The 19,269-nt window shown below is 60.4% G+C and carries 9 protein-coding genes; 6 read left to right on the top strand and 3 right to left on the bottom strand.

Features of this window, described 5'->3' with window-relative positions; all coding sequences use genetic code 11:
* Positions 1 to 82: 82 nt before the first annotated feature.
* The 3 genes from IC232_RS15020 to IC232_RS15030 all read left to right on the top strand — a co-directional run bounded on the left by IC232_RS15020 (position 83) and on the right by IC232_RS15030 (position 3,056).
* Positions 83 to 1,492 (top strand): sensor histidine kinase, encoded by a 1,410-nt coding sequence (locus IC232_RS15020; protein WP_190845787.1) that lies wholly within the window; start codon positions 83 to 85, stop codon positions 1,490 to 1,492.
* Positions 1,485 to 2,141: a response regulator gene (locus tag IC232_RS15025; protein WP_190845788.1), complete on the top strand. Its 657-nt coding sequence runs from the start codon at positions 1,485 to 1,487 to the stop codon at positions 2,139 to 2,141. The genes IC232_RS15020 and IC232_RS15025 overlap by 8 nt, the downstream gene beginning before the upstream one ends.
* Before the next feature lie 702 nt (positions 2,142 to 2,843).
* Positions 2,844 to 3,056, top strand: a complete 213-nt coding sequence (locus IC232_RS15030; protein ID WP_190845814.1) for a GMC oxidoreductase — start codon at positions 2,844 to 2,846, stop codon at positions 3,054 to 3,056.
* A gap of 43 nt (positions 3,057 to 3,099) precedes the next feature.
* On the opposite strand, the gene IC232_RS15035 is transcribed toward IC232_RS15030, so the two are convergent.
* From IC232_RS15035 to IC232_RS32890, 3 genes are all read right to left on the bottom strand, one after another.
* The gene (locus IC232_RS15035; protein ID WP_190845783.1) at positions 3,100 to 4,410 is read right to left on the bottom strand and encodes an HlyD family type I secretion periplasmic adaptor subunit; all 1,311 of its coding nucleotides are present in this window, start codon (positions 4,408 to 4,410) and stop codon (positions 3,100 to 3,102) included.
* Between the two features lie 31 nt (positions 4,411 to 4,441).
* Positions 4,442 to 6,181 carry a type I secretion system permease/ATPase gene (locus tag IC232_RS15040; RefSeq protein ID WP_190845784.1) on the bottom strand — a complete coding sequence of 580 codons (1,740 nt, stop codon included), beginning with the start codon at positions 6,179 to 6,181 and terminating at the stop codon, positions 4,442 to 4,444.
* A 128-nt stretch (positions 6,182 to 6,309) separates the two neighbouring features.
* Entirely contained in the window at positions 6,310 to 15,495 is a 9,186-nt protein-coding gene (locus tag IC232_RS32890) for a peroxidase family protein (protein ID WP_190845789.1), read from the bottom strand.
* A 429-nt stretch (positions 15,496 to 15,924) separates the two neighbouring features.
* Here IC232_RS32890 and IC232_RS15050 point away from each other — a divergent pair, with 429 nt between their 5' ends.
* From IC232_RS15050 to IC232_RS15060, 3 genes are all read left to right on the top strand, one after another.
* On the top strand, positions 15,925 to 17,307 hold the full coding sequence (locus IC232_RS15050) for a sensor histidine kinase (RefSeq protein WP_190845790.1): 1,383 nt from the start codon (positions 15,925 to 15,927) through the stop codon (positions 17,305 to 17,307).
* Positions 17,297 to 17,956, top strand: a complete 660-nt coding sequence (locus IC232_RS15055; RefSeq protein ID WP_190845791.1) for a response regulator — start codon at positions 17,297 to 17,299, stop codon at positions 17,954 to 17,956. The genes IC232_RS15050 and IC232_RS15055 overlap by 11 nt, the downstream gene beginning before the upstream one ends.
* Before the next feature lie 328 nt (positions 17,957 to 18,284).
* A complete protein-coding gene (locus IC232_RS15060) occupies positions 18,285 to 18,953 on the top strand; it encodes a LuxR C-terminal-related transcriptional regulator (protein WP_190845792.1) in 669 nt (222 codons plus the stop codon).
* Positions 18,954 to 19,269: the final 316 nt, after the last annotated feature.

A 19,269-nucleotide genomic window follows, 5' to 3' on the forward strand; every position in this document is an offset into this window, starting at 1 on the left:
GACCAAAGTCGATTGTAGGAACCTTCACTGCTGTCTACCTGCACAATTCATAGTACTGCATACGGGGCGTGGGATGTCAGAGTTGGCGCCATCGACATGGCTGGACCGTCAGAGCGCAATTCCGGTAACCGTGAGTCTGACCCGCCAGTTCGCACTGACAGGCAGCGCAATCATGGTCGTTGCGATGATCGCCGCCGGCCTGTTCACTGCCGAGATGGTATCGAAAGCAACGGTCGAGAACACTGCCTCGTCGACGGCTCTCCTGATCGATAGCTTCCTCGAGCCTTTGGTCCAAGGCTTGACGAGAGAGGACCTCCTGTCTGCCAACGAAACCACCGAGTTGAACCGGCTACTGGGAACAGATCACTTCAGGGAGAGATTTCCCCACTTGGAAATCTGGAAGGAAGGCGGACTCATTGTCTATTCAACAACACCGAGCCTCATCGGCCGGAGATTTAACCCTCCTCCCGGACTGGTCACCGCTTTGGCCGGGGATATTTCTGCGCAATACGCTGACCTGAAGGCTCTCGAGCATCGGGTCAGTGGCCGCAGCCAAAAGTATCTTGAGATCTACATCCCCATCCGGGAGGAACGATCCGGCCGCGTCGTTGCCGTTGCAGAGATCCATGAGAGCACCGCACCGCTCGAAGTGAGGCTCTGGTGGGTGCGGTTGAAAAGCTGGCTTGCAGTCGTGTGTGCGACCTCGCTCATTATGCTCGGCCTGTTCGGGATCGTTTACCGGGGTAACAAACTCATACTTCTCCAGCGGCGCCAGCTTAATGAACGGTTGGTAGAAATAGAGCATACATCCCGACACAATCACATCCTTAAGGAGCGTGCTCAGCGCGCCTCCGGCCGAGTCGCGGAATTGACCGAGAATTATCTCCGGAGGATCGGCGCTGACTTACACGACGGCCCCGCGCAGCTCATCGGCTTAGCTGCTCTAAGCGTGGAGCACGTCCGGCGTGCCCAGACACCCACGAAAAGGGATGAGGAGCTGCAGTTACTGAATTCCGTGCTTTCGGAGGCCCTCCGCGATATCCGAACCATGTCGAAGGGACTGATGCTGCCCGAGGTAGAAGATTTGCCGCTCCCCGAAGTTATCAAACGAATGGCTCTCAATCATGAGCGGCGGACTGGAACCAAGGTTACAGTTCATTGCGGTACCATTTCGCATACCCTCACGCACGGGATTAAAATTTGTGTGTACCGCTTTGTTCAGGAAGGACTCAACAATGCCTTCCGCCATGCCGATGGCAATGGTCAGGTGGTAATGTGCAGGATCGATGACTCTGTTCTGTACTTAGCGGTACAGGATGATGGAGGAACAGGCGTCAGTGGCCCTGCTCCCCCAGACTCGGGTTTAGGATTGGTGGGGATGCGGGAAAGAGTAGAAAGCCTGGGTGGCGTGTTTCGGGTGAGCCATCTTCCGAACGGGGGTAGCAGATTTGAAATGAGTGTCGTTATTTCGGAGGAGCCTCAAGATGGCTGAAAAGATTCGTGTTGTTGTGGTTGATGACCATGCGCTCCTGCGTAGAGGAGTTATTCGGGCGCTTGAACTCGATGACATGATTGAAGTCGTGGGGGAAGGCGCTTCGGCAGCGGATGCAATCAAGCTTGCAGGAGCGCATGCGCCAGATCTCATCATGCTCGATATATCGATGCCTGGGAATGGAATCGAAGCCGCGCGCGTAATCCACAATCTTCCGGCCCCTACTCGCATCGTGATGCTGACAGTATCAGGGGACGAAGACGACGTAATGCATGCACTTGAGGCTGGTGCTGTCGGCTATCTCCTCAAGGGGACCGACGCAAATGACCTAATCGCCGCCGTAAAATGTATAAGAGCTGGTGAGTCATTCATTGCTCCAGATCTTGCAGTACAGATACTGTCGAGCAAGGCTCGGGCAGAGGGCAGCTCGCTGACATCGCTTTCTGAGCACGAGAAACGCACTTTGTGCCTGATCTCCGAGGGGCTGACCAACCGCGAGGTTGGTGAGCAACTCGCAGTATCGGAAAGGACAGTAAGATATAATGTAATCAACATTTTCAGGAAACTTAAGGTGACGAACTGCGCCAAAGCGACGATTGTCGCGAAACAGTCATGGCGTGAACTTCAAAGTAGAATGAAATTGCACTGACATGTGGTCAGTGAAGCTGCCCTTCCGTTGGATCAGAGATACGAGATCAGCTCTGTTAATGAGGACGCGATGTTCGGCTCGGGGTGAGCAGCGAGACTATGGAGCTGGCATGAAGAGTGGCCGTACCCATGGTGGCAGTGCCGTGGCTCTCGACCACGTCCTCTAACAGCACGGCGACAAGGGGTTTGTGTCCTCTACAGTCACCGCACGCATGGATTCCTCCTACAGGGCAGTTCGTTCTGCGCGAGCACGGCTACCGACCGAGATGGCGGCCGCGACGATAACCAGAACCACCGCGGTCGCGAATGTGACCCGCGTGCTAACGGCGTCGGCGTGCGGCGCTCTCATGTCGATCGCTCCCGACGCAACGTGAACCACCCCCCGTGACAGATGCGCCGGTGATAAGCCCGAGAACGCACGACAGGTTCAGCATGCCGGACATGACGCCACTATAGTCATGACCCACATCCGTCACGAAGGCGGTATTGTTGGCGACCTGAAACTGCGTATAGCCAGCCGTGACAACGATGAGCGGAGCCGACGTAGCTAGGGAAACCGAACGTCGCTGGCACCACCGAGAGGTCGAACGAACTGGCCGCTGCTGTAACAAGTCCGACATTGGTTATGCGCCCTGGGCCGAACCGGTCGGCGACATGGTTGGCCGGGACGCCAGTCAGTGCAACAATCAGCCGACCCGTGGACATGACGAGCCCAGGGAGAGATAGCATTGAGAACCTGCGGGTTTGCGACCTTTCGGCGATGCCCAACATCAATGCGGGCAACACGAATGCGCCCGCAATGATGCTTGGGAGCCGTTGCGCAGAACTCATCACCGGCCGTCCAACCATCAGCACCTCCCAGTTCGGCCCTCGTCTGTCCGAACAGGGGGACATGAGCGTCGCGACGTTAAGCTGAGACAACAAGGACCGGGGCTGAGGCACCCCGGTCCTTGTAGCGTTCACTCCTCGCGGAAAGCCTTGGCCATGTTGTCGGCGACCGGCTTCGTCAGGTACGAGAACACTGTGCGGTAGCCGGTCTGGATCAGCCCCTCCACGGGCATGCCCGGAACCAGCTTGAGATCACCCAGACGCTCCCGCTCACCGTCCGCGAAGGCCACGCGCACCGGGTAATACTGCATGCCTGTGCGCTGATCCGTCACCAGATCGGCCGCGATCATGCTCACTTTGCCTTTGAGTTCAGGCGTTGTTCGCTGGTTGAACGCCGACAGGCGCAGCACCGTGTCGAGACCGGGGCGGAGCTGGTCGATGTCCTGCGGGGAAACCTTCACCTCGATGGACAACTCGTCCGCCTCGGGAACGACAAGCATCAGGGATTCGCCGGCATTGATCACGCCGCCAACCGTATGCACGATTGACTGGTGCACGACGCCGTCCTGTGGGGCTCGAATGTCGATGCGCTTGAGCTGATCCTCGGCCGTGGTCTTGCGCTCGACGAGCTCCGCCGCCTTGGCCTGCACCTCGCGCAGTTCCTTGGACACCTCGCTCCTGAGATCCTGATCGATCTGGAGGATCTGAAGCGACGTTTCGCTGATGCGCCCCTTGGCCTGAGCGATGCTCGAGATCAGCTGTCCGCGCTCGCCCCGCAGCCTCGTTTCCTCACGCTTGAGAGATGTGACGCGCGTAATCGGCACGAGGTTCTTCTTCCAGAGCTGCTCGACGCCAGTCAGCTCGTCCTGGATCAGCTGGATCTCGTCTCCCTTCGCTGAGGCCTGCAGCTTGAGGCCGTCGATCTGCTCCTGCAATTGCGAGATGCGCTCCTGCAGCTGGGCCTTCTGGCCGGCCCGGGCCTCGCGACGATCCTGGAACACGTTAGTCTCGCCCTGGATCAGGCTGGCAAGCTCGGCATCCTGCAGACGGCTCTTGAAAGCAGCCGGGAAAGCAATCTTTTGCGATCCATCGCGCTCGGCTTCGAGGCGGCTCTGGCGGGCGGCCAGCTCATCCAGGCTCTTGGACACCATCGACAGACTCGCCCGTGCAACGGTCTCGTCGAGCCGGACCACCACGTCGCCTGCCCTGACCCGGTCGCCGTCACGGGCGAGGATCTCACCGACAACACCGCCGGTAGGATGCTGGACCTTCTTCACATAGGTGTCGACCACGATGGCGCCCGGTGCCACCACGGCTCCGGACAGCTCGGTCACGGCTGCCCAGCCTCCAAGACCGCCGACGAGGAAGAAGGCGGAAGAGAGCCCCACCAGCGAGTAGCGGCGGATCGCGGCACGGGCACTTGGTTTGCGTTCGGACTTCATGACATTCCCCCAGATCCTTGATGACTCAATCCTAGACGGCTTTCAGCGCAGTAGCGGTCGCCACCCGTGGCTCGGCGACTTGCGGGGCCGGAACCGGGCGCAGCACCTTGCTCAGGACTTCGTCCTTCGGGCCGAAGCTCTGCATCCGCCCCTCGCCCATCACCAGCACCAGATCGACACCCGCAAGCGCACTCGGCCGGTGGGCGATGACCACCACGACCCCTCCCCGCGCCCTGATGCCCATGATCGCAGCCGTCAGGGCCTGCTCGCCCTCGTTGTCGAGGTTGGAGTTCGGCTCGTCGAGCACCACCAGGAAGGGATCACCATACAGGGCGCGGGCGAGAGCCAGGCGCTGGCGCTGCCCGCCCGACAGGGCCGCTCCCGCCTCGCCGACCTGCGTCTCATAGCCGTCCGGCAGTTGCAGGATCATCTCGTGGACATTGGCGGCCCTGGCGGCGGCGATGATGGCTTCCGCCTTCGGCTCGGGATCGAACCGCGCGATGTTCTGCGCCACGGTTCCGGCGAACAACTCCACGTCCTGCGGGAGATAGCCGATGTGTTGCCCGAGATCCTCCGGCAGCCATTGCTCGACGGCAGCGCCGTCGAAGCGAACCTTGCCGCGCCAGGTCGGCCACACGCCGACGATCATGCGAGCGAGCGAGGACTTGCCTGAGGCGCTGGGGCCGATGATGCCCAGACCGCTCCCGGCCTTCAGCTCGAAGGACACGTCCTGCACCGAGAACCTCTGCCCACCCGGAGCTCCGGAGCCGGCATTCTCGATCGACAGGATGGACCGGGGTGCTGGGAGCTTCAGGGGCTCGTCAGTCTGGGCATTCGCCTCAAGGAGCGTCTTAAGTCGGCGCCAGCCCTGGCGAGCACTGACGAAGCCCTTCCAGTTGCCGATGGCGAGCTCGACCGGCGCCATGGCGCGCGAGGTGAGGATCGAGCTGGCGATCATGATGCCGCCGGTCGCCTGGCCGTCGATGACCAGATAGGCACCGATCGCGAGCACCATGGATTGCAGCAGCATCCGCAGCACCTTCGACATGGCGCCGAAGCCACCCGCCACGTCGGAGGTCCGCTGCTGATGAGACAGGTAGCTGGCATTGGCATCGCCCCAGCGCACGCCGATGCGCCTGGCCATGCCCATGGCCTGGACGACCTCGGCGTTGCGGCGCGCGCCCTCAGAAATCCCGTTGCGCACGAGGGCCGCGCCCACGGCTGCCTTTGATGCTTCCTTGGTCATCACTTCTGTCAACAGCGTGATCACCACGAGAAGGCATGCACCGCCCAGGGCCGCAAGGCCGATCCAGGGGTGGAAGGCGAAGCAGATGAACAGATACAGAGGCATCCAGGGCAGATCGAAGAGTGCCGACGGCCCGCCACCAGCCAGAAATGCGCGCAGTTGATCGAGATCGCGCAGGGGCTGCTGCCCGTCGCCGTCGACCTTGCCCTTGAGAGGCGCCTTGAGCTGCCCCTGGAAGATCTGCTGGCTCAGGTCCTCGTCGATGGCTGCGCCGACGCGCGCCATGATCCGACCACGGAGCGCATCGAAGAGGCCCTGGAAGAGGTAGAGCACCACGATAATGACGGAGAGACCCACGAGCGTCGGGATGCTCTGGCTCGGAAGAACCCGGTCGTAGACCTCCATCATGAAGATGGAGCCCGAGAGGTAAAGCAGGTTGATCAGGCCGCTCAACACTGCGACGCCCAGGAAGGCACCGCGACAGGAGGCCATGAGGCTGAGACGCTTCTTGAGGGGGCTGGTCATCGACTTGTACCTTGGGAAGTGTGCGTCACGTGAAGTGCCTTTGGCGGCACCGAACTTGTTTGAGTAACCCCGCCGGGAGCTTTGGGGGGCATAGCTCCCGGCGAGGTCACACCGATGTCGAACCAGCGTCAGAAGATGAAGCCGCTGCTGTCGAGATCGGATTCCTTAACGCCCTGAAGGACCGGGATGTCGTCTTCAGGAGCGATGCGACCCTCGAAGATGCCAAAGTTGAGGAAATGGTCGAGAGCGTTGACCTCAGCCGCGGCCACGTCCGGATTGGCCTCCAGGTAGGCGGTGGTATCGAACCCGGCCGCGGGATCACGGCCCTCCTTCGCGCCGAACTGGAAGTAGTGCTCGAGCGGGTTCACGCCGGCGGCTGCTACATCCGGGTTGGTCTCCAGATAGTAGCTGGTGTCGAACACCGCATTGGGATTACGGCCCTCCTTCCAACCATAGGTGTTGAAGTGCACGAGAGGATTTATTCCAGCCGCGCCGACATCCGGGTTGGCCAGCAGGTAATACTCCCGGTCGAAGCCGCCGACGATGTCCCGGCCGACCGCCGCGAAGGTCGCCCGACCCTCGAACTGACCCCAGGTGACGTAGTGGGCGAGCGGGTTCACGCCGGCTGCTGCCACATCCGGATTGGCCTGCAGGTACTGCTGCGTATCGAAGGACGCGGAGGCATCACGCCCCTCTCCCGCACCGTAGCGGGCATAGTGGTCGAGAGCACTCAGGCCGGCGGCCTTCACGTCCGGGTTGGCGGAGAGGTAAGCCGCCGCATCGAAGACCGCGTTGGCATCGCGTCCTTCCGCCTCGCCGAAGGCGAAGTAGTGCGCCTCGGCGTCCTGGCCGGCCTGCCAGACATCCTTGTTGTTGGCATAGTAGAACAGGTCGTCCACCAGCAGGTTGTTGTCGGTGCGCTCGATAGTGCCATCAGTAAAGGTGAGGCGCTGAGCCTTCGTGACATCGGCCGTTTCTCCGTTGGGCCCGGTGATGACGATATGGCCGCCGGCATAGCTCACGCTGGCCTGGCTGAAGGCGAAGCTGAAGCTGGAACCGGTCTCGATCACATTCTCGACTGGAACGGGATCGGGATCGGACGGGGTAACCGGCGCAGGATTGGCAGGCGTACCCGGAGCAGGCTTCTCGACGGTGATGGTTACCGTGCCTTCACTTGAGCCCCCCTGGCCGTCCGCCACCGTGTAGGTGAAGGAGGCCTCGCCGGTGAAGCCGGCTTTGGGCGTGAAGGTGATGGTGCCATCCTCATTGAGAACTGCTGTCCCATGCTCGTCCTCGTCGAGGTCGACGAGGGAGAGCGTGCCGCCGTCAAGGTCGAGGTCGTTGGCCAGCAGCTGCGCTGCCGTCAGCTGGAGAACCTCCCCCTTCTGGACCGTGAAACGCTCCCCGATGACAACGGGCTTTTGATTGTCGGTCGGCTCCTCATTGTCATGGTCATCATGTTCCCCAAGAATGGGATCCCCATCGCTCACATAGGTGATCGAGTGCGTGCCGCTCGTCAGGGTGACCGAGCCGTTCTCGTTGACAACCTTGGTGTAGTTGGCAGCGGTGAGGCCCGGCGCCAGCTCAATCACGTCCTGGGCCCGCAGCGTCCCGACAATGGTGTCGTTGCCGCCGTTGGAGCGGAACACGATACGGTGCGCCGAAGTCAGGCCCGAGATGTCCACGATGTCGGCCCCTTCGTCACCATCGATGGTGATGGTGTTCGGGCGCAGGCTCGTGGCCGAGAAGTCGCCGATGATCTGGAAGGTGTCGCTCCCGGCATTTCCGGCTTCCCCGGCAGGATCGAAGCCGTTGATCCTGATCTCCTCGATCTCCGCCAGTTCGGCGATGACCGAGGCATACGTGGCTCCGTCGCGGGTGATCACGATCTCAGTGCCGGCACTCAGGCTTCCAGGTCCTTTATCCGCAAGCGCATTCCAGGCGTCTCGCGTATAGATCCTGTAGACCTCAGCGGAAGCATTGCCGTTGATCACGAATGTGTCCCCAGTCGTGCCTTCAGTTCCACCATTGACCAGATCGCGACCATCCGTTGTTCCCACGGAATTGGCATTCCAGATGATAGTGTCATCCCCTGCGTCGCCGTTGATGGTATCAACGCCAGCGTTCAGGGCGGGCATGGTGAAGTTCACCGCTAGGTTGTCGATATAGAAGTTTTCCGCGCCCAAGAAGGACAAGGTGCTCCCAAGAGCGCCCGTATCAAAGCTGCCTTCAGCTCGGAGTTGGATGGCGGTGTGGGAAGCGGACAGTGCCGTCGTGAAGGTTCCGGTACCATTGCCGCCAAGAGTGCCCAGCACCTGCCAGGCGCTGCCGTTGAAGGCTTCGACTACAACATTCTCCCCGCTGTCGAGATTAACGCCCTCGTAGTTAAACGACAGTGTCGCTGAAGTGGCACCAGCCAGGTTGATAGAGCGCTGGATAGTTTCGCCCCCGTCAATGCCGACGGCGAACCGCAGGCGTCCATCGCTGACCAGGATGTCCCCAGCTGTAGCCCCTCCGGCCTCGTCACCACCTTCTGTCCAAGCACCGGTCCAGCCCACCGTACCAGTGCTGTTGGTATAGTCCTGCAAGCTGAAGTTATCGGCATAGGTGCCGGTATTGGAGCCGGTACCACCGGACAGGGTGTCGTTGCCGTCACCACCGTTGAGGGTATCAGCACCTTCGTTGCCGTTTAGGACGTCGTTGCCGCCACCGCCGAACAGCACATCGTTGCCACCGAGCCCGTTGATGGTGTTAGCAGTGTTGGTGCCCGTAATAGTGTTCGGACCTTCGGTGGGGGCTCCGAACTCCGGCGGTGCGGCCGGAGCCAGAGTGAAGTCATTTATGTCGATCTGGGTATCGGTGACATTGTTGATGCGGATCCTGCCCAGCTCGTTTCCTGCGCCGTCATTGACGATGAGCAAGCGGCCGGCCGGACCCGTCACGGCGGTTTCCATCACACGTGTCGCAAAGTTTGCAGCCGTGACACCCAGGGCACTTAGGTCGATCTTGTCCTGGTTGGTGGCAAGGCCGCCATCGGCATCGAAGCTGTCGATGGTGTCATTGCCGAAACCGGCAGCGTTGTAGACGATGGTGTTGACCCCGCCGCCGACATCAATGGTGTCATTACCCGCGCCGCCGATGAGGATGTCGTTTTCATTGCCGCCGTTGAGGATGTCGTTGCCGGTGCCGCCATCGAGCAGATCGTTGCCGTCGTTGCCGTTGAGGACGTCGTTGCCGCCACCGCCGAACAGCTGGTTGTTGCCGCTGTTGCCGAAGATGAGATTGGCTGCATCGTTGCCTCTGCCGTTGACGGCGGCATTGCCGGTCAGCGTCAGGTTCTCGAAATTGGCCCCGAGGGCGTAGGTTGCGGACGATTGGACCGTATCCGTTCCTTCATTCGCAACCTCGACGACCACATCCCCGGCCGTGACCACATAGGTGTCGTTGCCCGCTCCACCAGTCAGGGTATCGACACCGTTACCGCCAGTGATGACGTTGTTGAGCGCGTTGCCGGTGCCGGCGAAGGTGCCCACTCCGGTATAGGTGAGGTCTTCGACATTAGCCCCGAGGGTATAGGCCGCGAGGTCGGTCTGGACTTCATCGGTGCCGCCGTTGGTGGTCTCGACGACCACGTCCCCGGCATCGTCGACCACGTAGGTGTCGCCCCCTGAGCCGCCGACCATGACGTCGGCTCCTGTACCGCCATCCAACCTATCGTCGTCGCCTGTTCCGGATCCGCCGACCAGGAGATCGTCGCCAGCGCCGCCGGAGAGGTCGTTATCACCGGTGCCGCCGAAGATCAGATCGTCGCCCCCGCCGCCGACGATCTCGTCGTTAACGCCCTGCTCGCCGACGATGAAGTTATTGACGGTCGAGCTTGAGAGGTCGATCTCACGGCCGCCGAAGAAGCCTCCGCTCGGATCGGCTCGACTGATGGCATAGTCGTCCGCACCCAGTTCATATCCCTCATAGGTGCCGTTATCGAAGTTGATCAACTCAACACCGGTTTGGCTGTTGGTTCCGGTGAAGTGATTGGTAACCGTGATCTGCTGGCCATTAAAGTTGATCACCAGACTACCGTTGCTGGTTCCCGTGTTGTTGTCGGAGGCGTTCAGCCCGGTCAGGGCAGCGCCCGCCGCTTGGATCACAATCCGATCCGCGGAGCCACTGCTCGTGGCGGAGACCCCCTCGTTGATTGTGTCGCTGCCGTCAGCAAGACCGAAGATGTAGGTGTCGTTTCCGAGTCCACCATTCAGAACATCGCTGCCGGCGCCACCGATCAGAATGTCGTTGCCGCCAAGACCGTTCAGCGTGTCGTTTCCTCCCTTGCCGACGATGAGGTCAGCCTCGTTGTTACCATTCAGTGTTTCACCCGCATTGGTGCCCTCGATGACGTTGAGAGTGCTCCCATTGAACTCCAGCTTCTCGATGCCACGGATGGTGTCGCGGCCATCGGAGACCGGATTGGCAACTCCTTCCCCCTCTTCGACATCGTCATTTCCGGGAACTTGTACGAAACCCGAGTGATTGACGAAGACACTGCCGTCGGAATTGGTGCCGAAGCTGTAGTTGGCGACCACGTCCGTATAAACTGCCGTGTCGACGTCGCCGGCTTTGTTGCCGTTGACCATCTCACGGACAATGCTGAGCTGGCCCGGATTGAGGGCCGCGGTGAACATCAGGGCATCGAGGCCCTTGCCACCATATAGGGGGGTCGCCCCGTCCTTCGGCGCGCCGTTCACATAATCGGCCACGGCATAGACCTTGCCGGTCATACCATCGGCAGTTCCAATCACCGGGCCGGTGCCATCCTTGTTTGCATGGATCGCGATGCGGACGTTGAGCCACTTGTCGCCATCGATGATGTCGTTCCCGGCCAAGCCTTTGATCCGGTCACTACCACCACCGCCGAGCAGAATGTCGGAGGCGTCCGCCGTGCTGAAGATGATCCGTTCCTGTACACCGTTCTCATCGAGCACCGGAACCGCCTGGCCATTCACCACCTTTGTCACCGGAACGCCGGCGCCGAGATGGGCGACGAGCCCGGACAGGCCGTTGATAAGGCCGACGTTCTTCGCCAGAAGATCGTTGGAGTAGGAGTCCAGCGGCGAGTTGGGACCGGGGATCGCCGCCGTACCGGTTGCTTCAGCCCGAGTGTTCACCGACACGATGCGCCCAGTGAGTGTATCGTTCAGGTTCCACCCCGACAGACCCTCCACCAGATCGAAGCGATCGCGCAGGATGAAGGCTTCCTGGGTATCGAAGATGGGAATACCAAGATCGGAGTTTGCGGCAATCACGTCGCCCTTGTGGATGGCCCAGTCGAACCCGGCCATGCCGTTCGAGCGCTGAATGCCCTCGTTCTGGAACGTGATATCGTCGCCTGACTCACCGTCGTAGTCAGTGTCGCCGCTGCCGCCGTTCAGAACGTCGTGGCCGATGATGGTCGAGTTGAAGAACAGCTCCGAGTTCTCGCCTGCTAGGGTGTCGAAGCGCTGGCCGCCCTCAAGCCAGTCATCACCTTCGTTGCCCAGCAGGAAGTCACCGCCGCTACCACCGAGAATGAAGTCGTTGCCGGTGCCGCCGAAAGCTTCCTTGCCGTCAGGTCCAGTGGAGATGAAGTCGTTGCCCTGGTTACCGAAGAGCAGCGACAGGCCCGATCCGCCATGGATGACGTCGTTGCCTTCGTTGCCGTGCAGGAAGTCAGCCTCGCCGATGTCGGTGCCGGCATTGGTGATGATGTCGTCACCCTCGCCACCGAACACCTTGTCGACGCCGTAGCCGGCTTCGATGGTGTCGTTGCCGCCCTTGCCCCAGATGGCATCGTCACCGCCGCCGGAGACGATCTGGTCGTTGTTCTCTGTGCCACCGATGACGAAGTGCTCGTTGCTGTTGACACGGATGTACGAGGCGACAGTGGTCTTGTCAGTGTCGGCGATCAGGTTACCGGCAGCATCCCGGCGTTCCACCAGCTCCGCGAAGGGCAGGAAGGGATTGTCCGAATTTGGGTCCGCATCCAGCTGCTTGCTCGGGTCCATTTCCAGGATCGGCATCTCGAACCCGGAGAACACATTGCCGGGTATCACGGTCGATTCCTCATGCCCCAGGTCGGTGTTGCGCATCACCAGCTCAGCGAAGGTGTTGTTCTCGAGCTCGTTGAGCAGGTTGAGGCCCTGGGTCCGCGACAGGTAGTAGAACCGGTCGGCATCCTGCAGGTTCTCCATCGTCATCTGAAAGACGAAGGCGAAGGTCGAGCCGAGCATGCCGCCGAACGCCATCTTCTTCTCGGCGAGACCGCCAATCCAGAAATCGACGTTGTTGAGGCCGCCAAGTGAGTCGTCCTTCGGGCCGGTGCCATCCGGTGCGTAAACCCCAGTGGCGTTGAGGAAATCGAGACGGTCAGCGGGAGCGCCTTCACCGCCCAGGACCAGCTTCGTCGCCGCATCCCGCAGCTGCTCGATGGTCTTGGGATTAGCTGGCGTGTTGATCAGCGACTCATGCGTTCCATAGGCCGCGATGAAGTTGATGATCGAGGCCGGGTTCTTGAGATTCAGCGCGAAGTCGGCCCAGCTCGTGTAAGGCTTGAGCAGGGTGTCGCCGGTCGCGGCAAAGAACTTCTCGCGGGCTGCGTTGAGCGGAGGCGTGCCGACGTCGCGACCACGGGCGAGGTTGATTGTGGCAAGATCGAGCGGGATACCGAGCAGCTGGTTGCGGAGCACGTCGGTGACGAACTCGTCGATCTCACTGCCGACCTGACGGGTCATGCCGCGGATAATGGCGCCCGAGGCCGCCTCGGCATCACCAAGGTTGTCGTACATGACAGGATTCAGGAAGCCATCGAACAACTTGACATCAGCGACAACCGGCTTGCCGTCTACCATCTTGATGATGTCGATGTCCTGCCGCAGCATGGAGTGGCCGAAGCGGTACACCACATGGGCGAACTCGGCAGCGATGCTTGGGTTGATGTCGGCCGAGGGCTCGAACACGAAGGCATCAATGTCCGGCTGCATCATGCGGCCGAATTCCTCGAATACCAGATGCTGGTATTCCATTTCGTTGGTGAAGCGGCCCACCTGGAAGAGGCGTTCGCCGTCCCAGTTGAGGGTTCCCGATAGCGCCGCGATGGCGGCAGGATCGCCGTCGGTCAGCGTGGTGAACTGAGCATCGGTCAGGTCCGTCAGCAGCCATTCGTTGATGAAGGCCCGATCCTTCGACTGAAGCGCTACATCCTTGGTGTGCTCGACGATCCGGTTGTGCTCGGAGTGGAACACCTGGTGGACGGCTGTCAGGGCGATATTCTCGTTGGCCCGGCCGTCGCCGGCGATGAAGTGCCGGTCGAGCAGCTCGTTATCGTAGAAGGTCTGGCCGCCGCGACCGTTGTCGAAGCTGCGCTCCATCACGATGTTGCCTTCGGCGTCGCGGATCGGCTGACGGTCGGGGCCGAGCTTCGGAGCCATTCCGCCGGAATATCCCAGAGCAGAGTCGTCGTCCTGCATCAGGACGCCTCCGCTCACCACCGGCGCTGCGGCGTGTGCAATGTCGTCGAGGAAGGCATGGCCGGTCAGAACTACGCCCTGTGCGCTGACGGGCGCGGCCGGGTTACCTTCGCGCAGCACGTCATCGGCGGTGCCGAGTTTGCCGTCGGGGCCCATGCCCACCACGAGCTGCGGATAGCCGTTCTTGCCTGGAATGAAGTTGCCGTAAGGATCCGAGGCGATCAGCGGGATATTGCCGACGTTCAGGTCGGTCAGCTCAATGCCAAGGACATTCTTCGCCTGAGCCTTGATGTCGGCCCAAGTGGCCAGACCACCATTGCTGCCTTCCAGCAGATGGCCAGTCGTGACGGGCTTGCCGTCCGACCCCTTGATATATTCGCGCATGAAGACCTGCTTCGAAGCGCTCGAAGCATAGGTCTGGTTCTGATCGACCCAGGGCGTCGTCAGGTTCTTCGGACCGAGGCCGTCGTCAGCTGTTCCCAGGATCCCGTCCGCTCCGGCGTTGACCGTGACACGCGTCAGCGGGATGTAGTTTTGTGCGCCTGGAGCGGTGCTGTAGAGGGGATCATCCGGCGACAGCGGAACGTAGACAGTGCCGTTGCCGCCCTTGGCGACGAGGTCGAGACCATGATCAAAAAACTGGCCGAAGATCGTCATCCAACCGTTGAAGGGCGAGGAGAGGCCTTCGTCGGGCGACACGTTTGGCAGATAGACGGTGTTGCCGTCCATTTCGACGCCGTGGGTTTCGAGCAGTACATTGAGAGCTTGCTCGGCAGCAGTGAAATTCCCGTTGACGGTCTGTGCTTCATCGAGGGCCGCCTGGGCTTCAGCCAGAGCGCTCTTCAGCCCCACGACACTTGCTGCATCGGCCGATGCGGTAGCTGCAGACGCGTCCGCAACATCCCCTAGGCCGTTTGCGACCTCTTGCAGCCCAGCGTACTTCGCCTGCTCCTGCTCGAACGTATTTAGAGCGGCCTGAATTTCAGCCGTCTGTGTGTCGTTAGAAACAGGATCTGTGAGTAGCGCGGTATAGGCGCTCAGTGCAGCGTCGCGCACGCCCCCAGCGATGTTGGCCTGCTCCTGCGCAGCAGCGAACGCTGCTTGGTCCGCGGAGGCCATCGCCGCGGACCCCGATGCGACAGCCTCGGCGTCAGCCAGTGCCAGTGTGGCATCATCTACCTTAGCCTGGAGCTCGGCAATCGGCGCCTCTGCGGCGTCGGCGAGCTTGATCGCAGCATCGAGCGCCTTCTTCGCCGTGACGATCTCGCTCAGCGCCGTCATGAGTGGTTGCCCCGACAGGCCGGCATGCGTCAGCGCCGTGGCGATCGCAGCCGGATTGTTCAGCGTCTGGTCGACGATCAGGTTCGAGATGATGCGCGGGTCCGCATCGATCACCGTACCGCTGCCGGCGCCGGGCTGGGAACCGGATCTGGTACCGGCGTTGGCATAATTGTTGTTGGTGTACCAGCTCACGCCCGTGTCGTCGGCCGTGCCCAGCACACCGTCCGCTCCGGGCCCGTTCGGTGCCGGATTGAAATCGTAGCGGTCGCCATCGGCATCGTTCAGATACTGAGGGGTGAAGATGCCCGGGAAGGACTGGTCAGCAGCGCCCCAGTTCTCGCGGCCTGGGAGCAGGTTGTTGTAGCTGCCGTCGACAGTGCGAAGCCCGTAGGGCAGAAGGTGTGCCTGAGCAAAGCCATCATTGCCGTTGTAGCCGGCCACCAGCGCGGCTAGATCGCCACCGGCCGCGTGCGCTTCCGCGATCTTGATCTGCTTCAGAATGAATTCGAGATCGTGTTTGACAAGGCTCACCATGATCGTCCCCTCCAGTGTCACTGCCGCAACATCGTCGGCACCTGGACACAATCAGGCCAGATTTACGGTCAGTTAACTACACGGTCTGAAGTCCTAAGAGTGGCTTCGGCACCAAGGTCCGATCATGGTCTTCCGGCGACCCCGGACCTTAGTCGGTGCACTGACTTAGGTCCCCCGTCCGACGCCTCTCAGGATGCTTAAGGAGGAACGGCGCGGACCACCTGCCCTCATCAGACAATAAGCCTATGAATATTTTAACAAAAACTCGTACAGCGATCCGTTGTTAGGACAATATGCGGGGCGACCCTTTTGCTCTACCTCTTTGGATAATCTTTACCGATTTGGAATTACCAATCTACTTTGATGAAGTCTTCTTGCCCTGGCTGCTCGAACGAGGGTCGTGGATCGGGGGGCTGGGGGATTGCCGCTTTGTACGCTTCGAACGACAGAAGCCTCGATCGTGCTCCGGAGGGCACGCGCGGGAGAACGCTCTCCGGGCAATTCCTCGCCATGGCCTTTGCCGTGATGGTGGTCGGCATGATCGCCATGGGGGGGTTGGTGTCCTGGCGGATCGAGAAGAGCGTCACGACGGTCAAGGCTGCGTCGGCCGCCTTTTCGGTCAACAATTTCGTCGCTCCCCACATTCAGGAGCTCGCCTCGGGCGAACAGCTCTCTCCTGCAAGCATCGCGCGTTTGAAAGACGCCATAGATCGATCCGGCCTGCGTGCCGAGGTGGCCTCTTTGAGGATCTGGAGGCGGGACGGGCTCATCGTCTACAGCGACGAGCCGCATGAGGTCGAGGCGAGATTCCCAACGAGCTCCGATGCGGCGAGAGCTTGGTCCGGAGCCGTTCATGTCCAATTCGAGAATGATGACTTGCCTGCGATCAAGGTCTTCGCACCCATTCGCGACCGTTCAACCGGATCCGTCATCGCGGTTGCGGAGCTGCATGAGCATGTCAGCGCGTTGGAAGCGGAGCTGGTCGCTTCGAAATGGCAGATGTGGCTTGCAACCGCCCTGATCACCTTGAACATGATGGGCTGCCTGTTCGTTGTCGTGGTTCACAGTGGCCGGATCATCGACCGGCAGCGCTTGGCTCTCGTCGAGAGGGTCGCGCAGCTATCTGAACTCCTTCACCAGAACCGACTTCTGAAGGGGCGGGTCGAGCGGGCCGCCCGCAAGGCGACCGAGGACAATGAGCGTCTTCTCCGTCGGATGGGGTACGACCTTCACGACGGAGTTGCCCAGTTGCTCAGCCTCGCGCTCCTGCGCCTCGATAAAATCAATGTGTCGCCACAGGAGCGGGACAACCTGCTCAGAATCCACAAGGCATTGTCGGATGCGCTGAGCGATATCCGCAATCTCTGCAAGGGCCTTCTCCTCCCCGAGGTCCGGAGCATGACCCTCAGGGAAGCGCTGATGTTCATGATCCGGACGCATGAGCGCAGGACGGGAACATTGATCGACTCCGCGATCGCGAAACTTCCGGACCAGGCGCCCGAGTTCGTAAAGATTGCATTATGCCGCTTCATTCAGGAGGGGCTGAACAATGCCTTCAAGCATGCTGGCGGCCGAGGGCAGCGGATCGATATAGCGTGGGACGGCGTCCGCATCACGATCGAGGTTGTCGATCAGGGTCCTGGCATGTACGACGCCGATGGAACTCTGCGCGAGCCGGGCCTGGGCTTGGCAAGCCTTCAGGATCGAATTGCGAGTATTGGTGGGGACGTGACGATGATGAGCGAGCCAAATGCGGGAACACGCATCAGGGCCTCTCTCCCCCTCGAGATGGAGATGTCCGATGCAGCGTAAGATCCGGGTCGGGGTCGTGGACGACCACCCGCTCTATCGCGATGGAGTGGTCTTCGCGGTCGAGTCGGAAAACGACATGGAGGTCGTTGCTCAAGGAGAGAGTGCGAATGACGCGTATCAGATCGCCCTCGACAAGTCGCCCGACGTGCTCCTGCTGGACATGAACATGCCGGGAGGCGGCATCAATGCAGTCGCCAAGATCGCCCTGAAGTGTCCTTCGACGAGGACATTGATGCTGACGGTCGTCGATGGCGAGGACGAGGTCCGCAGCGTCCTGAGGAAGGGAGCCCGCGGCTATTTGTTGAAAGGAACGAGCAGTTACGAACTGGCCAACGCCGTTCGTATCGTCAGCAGGGGTCAGAGCTATGTCTCCCCCAGCTTCGCCGCGCAGCTCATCATGTCGAGAGGCGCGGAGGACAGCGATACGAAGGAAGCTTCAGGCATGTTTCCCGAATTGTCCGAACGGGAGGAACGGATCCTGCTCCTGATCCACCGCGGTCTCAGCAACAGGCTCATCGGAGATGAGCTGGGTCTGACCGAGAAGACCGTCAAAGGCTATGTGACGACCATTATGGAGAAACTCCACGTTCGAAACCGCGTGGAAGCAGCCATGATGGCCGCAGAGCGTACTTCTGGCAGGAAGCAGTGATTCCGACCGGCATGTCGTCCACCGAACGAGATAGCGAGCCATTGACCGGGTCCACCCGTTTTTATACGATGCAGCGTATCTTTTTCCTGTACTTCCGCGTGCTGTGGGTCGCCCGATGACCGTTCGGAGAGCCTCCGATCCTTCCTACCGCTTTCGGATTAGCTCGTAAGGGATATTATGACACGATTCCCGAAATTTATAGTTATTGCTAAGCATTTTAAGAATTTATTATCCTAGGACTAATGGCGATGTTTCTTCTGAGCATCATAGGCAACTGAATATTTGCCTCCGCCATTTGATGTAACTCTATTGGAACTGGGGGGCTCCAATGAATGAAGGCATTCGTGCCTGTGTAGTGGATAAACACCCGCTCTTTCGAGACGGTGTGATCCTGGCTTTGAACTCTCAACCCGACATCGAGATCGTCGGTCAGGGATCCGTGATCGAAGACGCGATCCGGCTGGCGCGGGAGTGCATGCCGAACGTGATCGTGATCGATACCGGCGCCGTTGGCCGGAGCATGGATGGTATCGAGGCCATTCTCCAGCAGAACTCGAACATCGGCATTCTGTTTCTGGCCGACACTGCTGAGGAGGAGCACGTGTATGCCGCGCTTAAGTGCGGAGTTCGCGGCTACATCCTGAAGGGTGCAAACCGTGCCGAGCTGCTTCAGGCGGTCGCCGTGCTGTGCCAAGGGCAAAGCTTCATCTCGCCAAGCCTTGCAGCGAAACTCCTCATGCGCTCAGGCCCCATCCGCTATGTTGAGGTGAAGCCCAGCAGCCCGAACCTTCCGCACCTTACCCCTCGGGAGCGGCAGATCCTGTCCATTCTCGTCCAAGGCCGGAGCAACAAGGAAATCGGCAATACCCTCGACCTGAGTGAGAAGACCATCAAGCACCATCTGACCAACATTCTTCAGAAGTTGCGCGTCCGCAACCGTGTCGAAGCTGCACTCATGATGTCCAATCACCTACCGCAGCATCAGACTCTATCCTGAGCTTATCGGCTGATACTGCTAATCAGCCGATAAGTTCTCGGTACATTCAACCAGGCGAGCACGCATCTCCGGGCTCTTGTGCTTGTTTATTGAAGGCAGCCGACCCAGCTTCCGTTGCAGACTAGCTAACGTTTGACTGAGGAGCGCGCTCTTTAGTGCCGGAGGGAAGTCCAACGAGCCGTAGGTTGACGGAATCGCGGCACCTTTTCCCGGCCCTCGTTCGATTTGTTTTCAGACCTTCACTCACTCGACGTCAGTCTGACTAGTTTCGCCTGTCGATGCCGCTCAACCTGGGAGATCTTTGAGCACGGCATCG

The organism is Microvirga sp. (genome assembly GCF_014699075.1).
GTDB lineage: Bacteria > Pseudomonadota > Alphaproteobacteria > Rhizobiales > Beijerinckiaceae > Microvirga.